The sequence below is a fragment of the Citrobacter sp. wls826 genome (assembly GCF_005281245.1).
GTDB classification, from domain to species: Bacteria; Pseudomonadota; Gammaproteobacteria; order Enterobacterales; family Enterobacteriaceae; genus Citrobacter; species Citrobacter braakii.
Genome location: NZ_SZWS01000053.1, coordinates 69531 through 77929, shown reverse-complemented (window position 1 = coordinate 77929; position 8399 = coordinate 69531). Strand labels below are relative to the sequence as shown.

The 8399-nt window shown below is 52.8% G+C and carries 10 protein-coding genes; 4 read left to right on the top strand and 6 right to left on the bottom strand.

What is annotated here, in order from left to right; translation table 11 throughout:
- The 5 genes from selA to FDW87_RS21070 all read right to left on the bottom strand — a co-directional run.
- On the bottom strand, nucleotides 1-825 hold an 825-nt coding region (selA, locus tag FDW87_RS22510), incomplete at its 3' end, for an L-seryl-tRNA(Sec) selenium transferase (RefSeq protein WP_252363155.1).
- Between the two features lie 98 nt (nucleotides 826-923).
- On the bottom strand, nucleotides 924-1532 hold the full coding sequence (locus FDW87_RS12835; RefSeq protein ID WP_016157739.1) for a glutathione S-transferase: 609 nt from the start codon (nucleotides 1530-1532) through the stop codon (nucleotides 924-926).
- A 70-nt stretch (nucleotides 1533-1602) separates the two neighbouring features.
- Nucleotides 1603-2739 carry an HlyD family secretion protein gene (locus FDW87_RS12830; protein ID WP_137379817.1) on the bottom strand — a complete coding sequence of 379 codons (1137 nt, stop codon included), beginning with the start codon at nucleotides 2737-2739 and terminating at the stop codon, nucleotides 1603-1605.
- Nucleotides 2740-2741: 2 nt separating this feature from the next.
- The gene (locus tag FDW87_RS12825) at nucleotides 2742-3104 is read right to left on the bottom strand and encodes a DUF3302 domain-containing protein (RefSeq protein ID WP_016154955.1); all 363 of its coding nucleotides are present in this window, start codon (nucleotides 3102-3104) and stop codon (nucleotides 2742-2744) included.
- Nucleotides 3095-3466, bottom strand: a complete 372-nt coding sequence (locus FDW87_RS21070) for a hypothetical protein (protein ID WP_170975112.1) — start codon at nucleotides 3464-3466, stop codon at nucleotides 3095-3097. Before FDW87_RS21070 ends, FDW87_RS12825 begins: the two co-directional genes overlap by 10 nt.
- 171 nt (nucleotides 3467-3637) lie before the next feature.
- On the opposite strand from FDW87_RS21070, the gene mtlA reads away from it, so the two are divergent.
- The 3 genes from mtlA to mtlR all read left to right on the top strand — a co-directional run bounded on the left by mtlA (nucleotide 3638) and on the right by mtlR (nucleotide 7510).
- Nucleotides 3638-5554, top strand: coding sequence for a PTS mannitol transporter subunit IICBA (mtlA, locus tag FDW87_RS12820; protein WP_016154956.1), 1917 nt, complete (start codon nucleotides 3638-3640; stop codon nucleotides 5552-5554).
- A gap of 220 nt (nucleotides 5555-5774) precedes the next feature.
- Complete coding sequence (gene mtlD / locus FDW87_RS12815; RefSeq protein ID WP_016154957.1) at nucleotides 5775-6923, top strand: mannitol-1-phosphate 5-dehydrogenase; 1149 nt, start codon at nucleotides 5775-5777, stop codon at nucleotides 6921-6923.
- Complete coding sequence (mtlR, locus tag FDW87_RS12810; protein WP_005120486.1) at nucleotides 6920-7510, top strand: mannitol operon repressor MtlR; 591 nt, start codon at nucleotides 6920-6922, stop codon at nucleotides 7508-7510. Before mtlD ends, mtlR begins: the two co-directional genes overlap by 4 nt.
- Nucleotides 7511-7522: 12 nt before the next feature.
- On the opposite strand, the gene FDW87_RS12805 is transcribed toward mtlR, so the two are convergent.
- Nucleotides 7523-7729: a hypothetical protein gene (locus tag FDW87_RS12805; RefSeq protein WP_016154958.1), complete on the bottom strand. Its 207-nt coding sequence runs from the start codon at nucleotides 7727-7729 to the stop codon at nucleotides 7523-7525.
- 292 nt (nucleotides 7730-8021) lie between these two features.
- On the opposite strand from FDW87_RS12805, the gene FDW87_RS12800 reads away from it, so the two are divergent.
- Nucleotides 8022-8384 (top strand): YibL family ribosome-associated protein, encoded by a 363-nt coding sequence (locus FDW87_RS12800; protein WP_016154959.1) that lies wholly within the window; start codon nucleotides 8022-8024, stop codon nucleotides 8382-8384.
- Nucleotides 8385-8399 lie beyond the last annotated feature (15 nt).

Below are 8399 nucleotides of genomic sequence, written 5' to 3'. Positions count from 1 at the left end.
CTCCTGCGGTAATCCATACTGGCTGAGATCGACCAGCGAGCCGCTGCCGAGATCCGCCACTACCGGAACATCCAGCTCCTTGCCAATAGTGGCCAGCTCTGCCTCATCCACCGACTTCGTAAAGCCTTCGATGCTGTAATTACTGGTATGTACTTTCATCAGCAGACCGGTGTTTTCATTTACCGCCTGACGATAATCTTTCGTGTGGGTCCGGTTGGTGGTACCCACTTCGCGCAGAATACATCCGGCCTGACACATCACGTCCGGAATACGAAATGCGCCGCCAATTTCTACCAGTTCTCCGCGTGAAACGACCACCTCTTTGCCGTTAGCCGTGGCCGCCAGCATCAGCAAAACCGCTGCCGCATTGTTATTGACGATACAGGCGTCTTCCGCCCCCGTCAGACGGCAGAGTAAATCCGCCAGGGCCCGATCCCGATGTCCACGCCCGGCATCATCCAGGCTGTATTCCAGCGTCACCGGCGTGCGCATCGCCTGCACCACCGCCTCGATCGCTTCTTCGGCCTGCGATGCGCGACCAAGATTGGTATGCAGCACCGTTCCGGTCAGGTTAATCACCGGACGCAGCGCACTTTGCGATTCTCGTTCCAGCCGGGCGCAGGCCTCTTGCGCCCAGTCCTCACACCATGCCGGGAGCGCGTGCGTGTCGCGAATAGCTTCTCTGGCTTCGTCGAGCATGTGACGCAGCAGGTCAACCACCCGGGTATGACCGTGAGACTCACGTAAAGCTGGGAAGGCGCTATCGCGCAATAAACGATCGATCGCAGGAAGCTGGCTGTAGAGTGAACGCATGTCGGTTGTCATGAAAGGGCCTGGCTGTTGGTGGCCCTCTCCACCGTGGAGAGGGATATCGATATAGGAAGGATTGTACCGTGACTTTGCTTAGGCGAGTATAATGTGTATCAAGCCTTTGGCGGTTCCGTACGGGCAAAACTTTCGCGTTGAAAGAGCGTTTCCACCAGTTTGACCAGACGCGGGCGATCAACACACCAGCCTGGCGCAACCCGACGGAAATTGAGATAACCGACGGCACAGGCAATCGCAATGGTGGCCAGGTTAACCGTATCCGTTTTCAGCGTACCCTCCGCCAGATAACCTTCCAGCATATCCAGACTACGGGTAATCTTCTCTCGCTGGCGTAACAGTTCGGTTTCTGACTGCTGCGCGGCGGGGCGAGCCTGTTCGCGTACCGAGACTAAACCGGCATCCATAATGCCATCGGCCAGCGCTTCCAACTGGCGTACCTTCAGCGCCGCCAGTGGTTCACGCGGCAGCATCGCTGGCGCAATATCCAGCAGTTCTATGTATTCCGCGATGATCGGAGAGTCAAACCAGTACTCGCCCTCATCGGTAACCAACGCGGGCACTTTTCCTAACGGGTTATAGCGTGCCACGCCGCTATCTGCGTTATAGGGGAGTTCATTCACAAATTCGAAAGTGATGCCCTTTTCCAGTAACAGAATAGAAATTTTACGCACAAAAGGGCTGGTATAGCTGCCAATGAGTTTCATGCCGGGTCCTTTTTGCCAACAAAAATATCAGTATGGCTCAGGTCAGTGCAAATGGCAGGTGATGACGGTCTCAATGATCCAAATAAAGGTAATGCATCCAACTGGTCATGCGCAGCAGCACTTTTCGCATCACTGAAACGTGAGCGAAATGGTCGGAATAGACCGCCACCTGGGCATAGATACCGTCCGGCAGCGCATCCACATCGGCATTGGGAGCCAGCTCAATCGTGGCCAGCACGCCATCGGTACCCGGCACCACCGTTAAGGACTGTAATGCTCCCTGCGCCTGATAAGAACCGCCCGGAACAACCGGCAGAATGCTGGTGAGCTTGCCGGAGAATACCTGGCCTGGCAGCGCGTTGAAGACCACTTCCGCTTCATCACCCGGTTTAAGGCGCAGCAACGAATTCTGGCGGAATTGCGCCACGATTTGCCGTTTTTGTTCCGGAATAAATACCATCACCGGGCGCAGAGGCAGCGCGGCGGCATAGGTCCCGGGCCGGATAAGCACCTGCGTTACATAACCGTTGCTGGGCGCACGTACGATAGTCTGCTCAAGATTGTATTTGGCTTCAGCGAGCTGGGCGCGCAGAGACGCAACCTGAGATTGCTCTCCATTGACCATACTGTCTAACTGGCTCTGAATCTGCGTCTGTTCAGCAACGGAGCCTTTGACCAGCGCATCCTGCGCCAGAAAGTTTTGCCGGGCATTGTCGATGTCGCTTTCAGAGAATGGATTAACCTTCGCCTGACTGCCCTTCAAATAGCGTTGATAATCTTTATACAGGCGATCTCGTTCAGCGGAAACGCGGGTGGTATTGGCTACGGCTTCAGACAGCTGCGCTTTCATATTGTCGATGTTGTGCGTAGCGGTCACCAGGTCGGCCTGCAGCCTGTCGACCCGCGCCTGATAACGAACGGGATCGAGTTTAAATAACACCTCGCCTTTTTTAATCAGCTGATTATTTTTATCTGTCACCTCACTAACAATTCCGGTGACCTGTGGGGTAACAGGAATTGAAATAACCGCCTTTTGCGCCGTAAAGGTATACGGGTGGTTATAGTTCATTAATAAAATGAGTCCCGCCACAATAAACACCCCACCTAATGCGGCGGTGGCAAGCGTCCATTGATTTACCGGAATACGGAATATTTTAAAAATGGCCCAGGCGAATGCCACATAGGTCAGGACAATCAACAAGTCCATGATCAAATCTCCGGAAAGGTGGAGTTATCGTTTTTTTTCTCCCCATCCAGTCTATTTTCCAACTGGGTGATGCGCGCGGCCAGCGCGGCAATTTCAGGGTCAGGTTCCTTCCCGGACGGCGTGATGTGTGACTGCATTCCCCAGCCTCGTTCTGGCTGATAGAGCGTGGCCCAGATCCACAGGAAGGGCCAAATAACATGCAGCGTAAATAAACTCACCCAACCCGCCGTATGGATGGCATCGGCATGGGGATGGTTGCGCTTCTTAGCCATGTTATAGGGAATATCATGGATGGCGATGATTCCGTAAAACAGAACCAGAAAAACGAAGATCAGCACACCTAACGCGAAATAGTTTAGAAACATACCCGCCTCGTATTCACGCTAATCAGAGCTTTCAATTGCAGGCAGCCGAAAGGAGTCATGGCTGGTAATTTGAACATAATTGCAGTTAGCCATTTCCGCCATACCACCAGGGTATAAATTTTCAGGTTGATGGCTTGCGGGGTAGTTGCAAGAAATAGGTGATGAAACAGAATCCGCTCCAGATCACACCAAGAGAAATCCAGACAAATATTTATTGCGAAGTAGATCACAAATACCCAACAAACAGCCAAAGCAAAAACGTGAACAACTTCACACTTAACGCCCATTTTTAGCCAATTCTTGACCTGTGATGTTTTTTTGTACCGATATTTTGTGATGAAAATCACATTAACTAACGCCATACACCCTATATTTACGTGACAAACGTCACATAAAAATCCGTCGACTGGACAGTTGAACGATTCAGTGCCAGATTTCGCAGTATCTACAGGGTCCGGCTACCTCCTGCCGCTACATTAACAAACCTCGGGCTTTTAGCCTGCGCGACAGCAAACATAAGAAGGGGTGTTTTTATGTCATCCGATATTAAGATCAAAGTGCAAAGCTTTGGTCGATTCCTCAGTAACATGGTGATGCCAAATATCGGCGCGTTTATCGCGTGGGGTATTATCACCGCATTATTCATTCCGACAGGGTGGTTGCCGAACGAAACGCTGGCGAAGCTTGTCGGCCCAATGATCACCTATCTGCTGCCGCTGCTGATCGGTTATACCGGTGGTAAGCTGGTTGGCGGCGAGCGTGGCGGCGTGGTGGGTGCTATCACCACCATGGGCGTTATCGTCGGTGCCGATATGCCAATGTTCCTCGGCGCGATGATCGCAGGTCCGCTGGGCGGCTGGGCTATCAAACATTTCGACAACTGGGTAGACGGTAAGATCAAGTCCGGTTTTGAGATGCTGGTGAATAACTTCTCCGCAGGCATCATCGGGATGATCCTCGCCATTCTGGCATTCCTTGGCATTGGCCCATTGGTTGAAGCACTGTCCAAAATCCTGGCGGCAGGCGTTAACTTCATGGTTGTCCATGACATGCTGCCGCTGGCGTCTATCTTCGTTGAACCGGCGAAAATCCTGTTCCTCAACAACGCCATCAACCACGGTATTTTCTCACCGCTGGGTATTCAGCAGTCCCACGAGATGGGCAAATCCATCTTCTTCCTGATTGAAGCTAACCCGGGTCCGGGTATGGGCGTTCTGCTGGCATACATGTTCTTCGGTCGCGGCAGCGCTAAGCAGTCCGCAGGCGGCGCGGCTATCATCCACTTCCTGGGTGGTATCCACGAAATTTACTTCCCGTACGTGCTGATGAACCCGCGTCTGATCCTGGCCGTTATCCTCGGCGGTATGACTGGCGTATTTACCCTGACTATCCTGAACGGCGGCCTGGTTTCTCCGGCTTCTCCGGGTTCTATCCTGGCCGTGCTGGCAATGACGCCGAAGGGTGCTTACTTCGCGAACATCGCTGCTATTTGTGCCGCAATGGCTGTCTCCTTTGTCGTCTCAGCCATTCTGCTGAAAACCAGCAAAGTGAAAGAAGATGATGACATTGATGCCGCTACTCGTCGTATGCACGACATGAAAGCGGAATCCAAAGGTGCATCTCCGCTGGCGGCTGGCGACGTGACTAACGACCTGAGCCATGTGCGTAAAATCATCGTTGCCTGCGATGCGGGTATGGGCTCCAGCGCCATGGGGGCGGGCGTACTGCGCAAGAAAGTGCAGGATGCCGGTCTGTCTCAGATTTCCGTCACCAACAGCGCGATTAACAATCTGCCGCCGGATGTCGATCTGGTCATTACTCACCGTGACCTGACCGAACGTGCGATGCGCCAGGTGCCTCAGGCACAGCACATTTCGCTGACCAACTTCCTCGACAGCGGCCTGTACGCCAGCCTGACCGAACGTCTGGTTGCAGCACAGCGCCACAACGTGAACGAAGAGAAAGTCCGCGATCACCTGAAAGACAGCTTTGAAGAGGGTGATACCCACCTGTTCAAACTGGGTGCGGAGAATATCTTCCTCGGCCGTAAAGCCACTAACAAAGAAGAAGCGATTCGCTTTGCCGGTGAGCAACTGGTGAAAGGCGGCTACGTTGAGCCAGAATACGTCGAGGCGATGCTGGACCGCGAAAAACTGACCCCGACTTACCTCGGTGAGTCCATCGCAGTGCCGCACGGTACGGTTGAAGCCAAAGACCGCGTGCTGAAAACCGGCGTGGTGTTCTGCCAGTACCCAGAAGGCGTGCGCTTCGGTGAAGAAGAAGACGACATTGCCCGCCTGGTCATTGGTATCGCCGCACGTAACAATGAACATATCCAGGTGATCACCAGCCTGACCAACGCTCTGGATGACGAATCCGTGATCGAACGTCTGGCCCATACCACCAGCGTGGATGAAGTTCTGGAACTGCTGGCCGGTAAAAAAGCTTAACCATTAAGTATCTCCAAAATAGTTCGAGCTGCAGAAAGGCGGCAACGCAGCGAATCCCCAGGAGCGTACATAAGTACGTGACTGGGGTGAGCGAGGAGAGCCAACGCATCTGCAGTTCGAAATATGAAGGCGATATCCTCTCCCTTGTGGAGAGGGTTAGGTTGAGGGAAACGCCTCACCCCAGCCCTCTTGGGTAAAAACATTAATGAAGGTTAATACTATGAAAGCATTACATTTTGGCGCAGGTAATATCGGTCGTGGCTTTATCGGCAAACTGCTGGCGGACGCGGGGATACAACTGACGTTCGCGGATGTAAACCAGGTCGTGCTCGATGCCCTGAATGCCCGTCATAGCTATCAGGTTCATGTGGTGGGTGAAAACGAGCAGGTTGATACCGTTTCCGGCGTCAACGCCGTGAGCAGCATCGGCGATGATGTTGTCGACCTGATTGCCCACGTAGATTTAGTCACTACCGCCGTCGGTCCGGTCGTTCTTGAGCGTATCGCTCCGGCCATCGCCAAAGGGCTGGTTAAACGCAAGGCGCAGGGCATCGCCACTCCGCTGAATATTATCGCCTGTGAAAACATGGTGCGCGGAACCACCCAGTTGAAAGGCCACGTTATGAACGCGCTGGCAGATGAAGACAAATCCTGGGTTGAAGAACATGTTGGCTTCGTCGATTCCGCCGTGGACCGCATTGTTCCCCCTTCGGCTTCTGCGACCAACGATCCGCTGGAAGTCACCGTCGAAACCTTCAGTGAGTGGATTGTCGACAAAACACAGTTCAAAGGCGAACTGCCTGACATCCCGGGAATGGAATTAACTGATAACCTGATGGCATTTGTCGAACGTAAACTCTTCACGCTGAACACCGGGCATGCTATAACCGCGTACCTCGGAAAATTGACCGGTCATCAGACCATCCGTGACGCGATTCTCGACGAGAAAATCCGTGCAGTGGTAAAAGGTGCGATGGAAGAGAGCGGCGCGGTACTGATCAAACGCTATGGCTTTGATGCAGCAAAACATGCGGCATACATTCAGAAAATCCTCGGTCGCTTTGAAAACCCGTATCTGAAAGATGACGTTGAGCGCGTGGGTCGTCAGCCGCTGCGTAAACTGAGCGCGGGCGATCGTCTGATTAAACCGCTGCTGGGCACGCTGGAGTATGGCCTGCCGCACGCGAATCTGGTCACCGGTATTGCTGCAGCGATGCACTATCGCAGTGAAGAAGATCCGCAGGCCCAGGAACTGGCCGCGCTGATTGACGAAAAAGGTCCACAGGCCGCGCTGGCACAGGTTTCCGGTCTGGATGCCAACAGTGATGTGGTGGCGGAGGCGGTTAACGCATATAACGCAACCAAATGATAGAGAATGTGGCGCAGGTCAGCCTGCGCCCAAATGACAGATTGTCAGATATGCAGGCAATAATGGAACAAACGCAGGCCTTTGAAAATCGTGTGCTTGAGCGTCTGAATGCTGGCAAAACCGTACGCAGCTTCCTCATCACCGCCGTAGAACTGCTCACCGAAGCGGTGAATATCCTTGTGCTTCAGGTATTTCGCAAAGACGACTATGCGGTAAAATATGCCGTAGAACCCCTGCTCGACGGCGACGGTCCGCTGGGCGATCTTTCCGTTCGTCTGAAGCTAATTTACGGTCTGGGCGTACTCAGCCGGCCGGAGTATGAAGATGCGGAGCTTCTGATGGCGCTGCGGGAAGAGTTAAACCATGACGGTAATGAATACGCGTTCACCGACGACGAAATTCTTGGCCCATTTGGCGAACTCCACTGCGTGACGGCACTCCCGCCGCCACCGCAGTTTGATACCTCAGACTCAGGTTTGCACGCAATGCAGATTCAGCGCTACCAGCAGATGGTACGCTCCACGATGGTACTTTCCCTGACCGAGCTGATTTCTAAAATCAGCTTAAAAAAAGCCTTTCAAAAATAAGACCCTGCAGGCTTACTTCTCTTCCTGCTGCGGTCGATACAGCTGCCGATAATACGCCAGACGTTGCAGATACAGCTGCGCATTCTCCTGCGGTATTTCAGTAGGGACAACGTTGCGCGGTGGTGTTTTATTCAGATATTCGCGAAAAGCCTGGCTTGAAGCCATAAAATCGACCGTCTTATCAATAAGGGCCGAAACGTTCTCACCTATTTTCGCCATAATCTTCCCTCCTCCATGTATTAACCGCGCTCAGCCTGCGCGGTTGCTCATTTAAGTTTAGGATCGGTTGGGCGATTATATTGAGGAAAACGTGCTTCACTATGAACCCGTCAATAAAAAGCACCACGGCCGACCTTATCACTTAAAACTCCTTATTAATCAAAATATTAGTATTTTCATTAGCTAAATAATACTTGCAACATTTGATTATTTATCTTCGATTAGTTGTGAATAATCCCGCTCTGCGCGCATACTATAGGATATTCATCCTATTTTTATCAGAAGCTATCCTATGAAAGAAGTCGAAAAAAACGAAATTAAACGCCTGAGCGATCGTCTGGACGCGATCCGCCACCAGCAGGCAGACCTGTCCCTGGTTGAAGCCGCCGACAAATATGCCGAGCTGGAGCAAGAGAAAGAAACGCTGGAAACCGAGATCGCGCGTCTGCGTGACGTCCACGGTCAGAAGCTGAGCAAAGAAGCGCAAAAGCTGGCGAAACTTCCTTTCCGTCGTGCTATCACCAAAAAAGAACAGGCCGACATGGGCAAGCTGAAGAAGAGCGTGCGCGGCCTGATCGTCGTTCACCCGATGACCGAGCTTGGCCGTGAAATGGGCCTGAAAGAGATGACGGGCTTCGCGAAGAGCGAGTTCTGATCTCCCACCGGGCAA

Coding starts and splice junctions, on each gene's coding strand:
- FDW87_RS12800 (WP_016154959.1), top strand. CDS start 8,022: ATGAAAGAAGTCGAAAAAAACGAAATTAAACGCCTGAGCGATCGTCTG.
- mtlA (WP_016154956.1), top strand. CDS start 3,638: ATGTCATCCGATATTAAGATCAAAGTGCAAAGCTTTGGTCGATTCCTC.
- FDW87_RS21070 (WP_170975112.1), bottom strand. CDS start 3,466: ATGGCGTTAGTTAATGTGATTTTCATCACAAAATATCGGTACAAAAAA.
- FDW87_RS12830 (WP_137379817.1), bottom strand. CDS start 2,739: ATGGACTTGTTGATTGTCCTGACCTATGTGGCATTCGCCTGGGCCATT.
- mtlR (WP_005120486.1), top strand. CDS start 6,920: ATGATAGAGAATGTGGCGCAGGTCAGCCTGCGCCCAAATGACAGATTG.
- FDW87_RS12805 (WP_016154958.1), bottom strand. CDS start 7,729: ATGGCGAAAATAGGTGAGAACGTTTCGGCCCTTATTGATAAGACGGTC.
- FDW87_RS12835 (WP_016157739.1), bottom strand. CDS start 1,532: ATGAAACTCATTGGCAGCTATACCAGCCCTTTTGTGCGTAAAATTTCT.
- FDW87_RS12825 (WP_016154955.1), bottom strand. CDS start 3,104: ATGTTTCTAAACTATTTCGCGTTAGGTGTGCTGATCTTCGTTTTTCTG.
- mtlD (WP_016154957.1), top strand. CDS start 5,775: ATGAAAGCATTACATTTTGGCGCAGGTAATATCGGTCGTGGCTTTATC.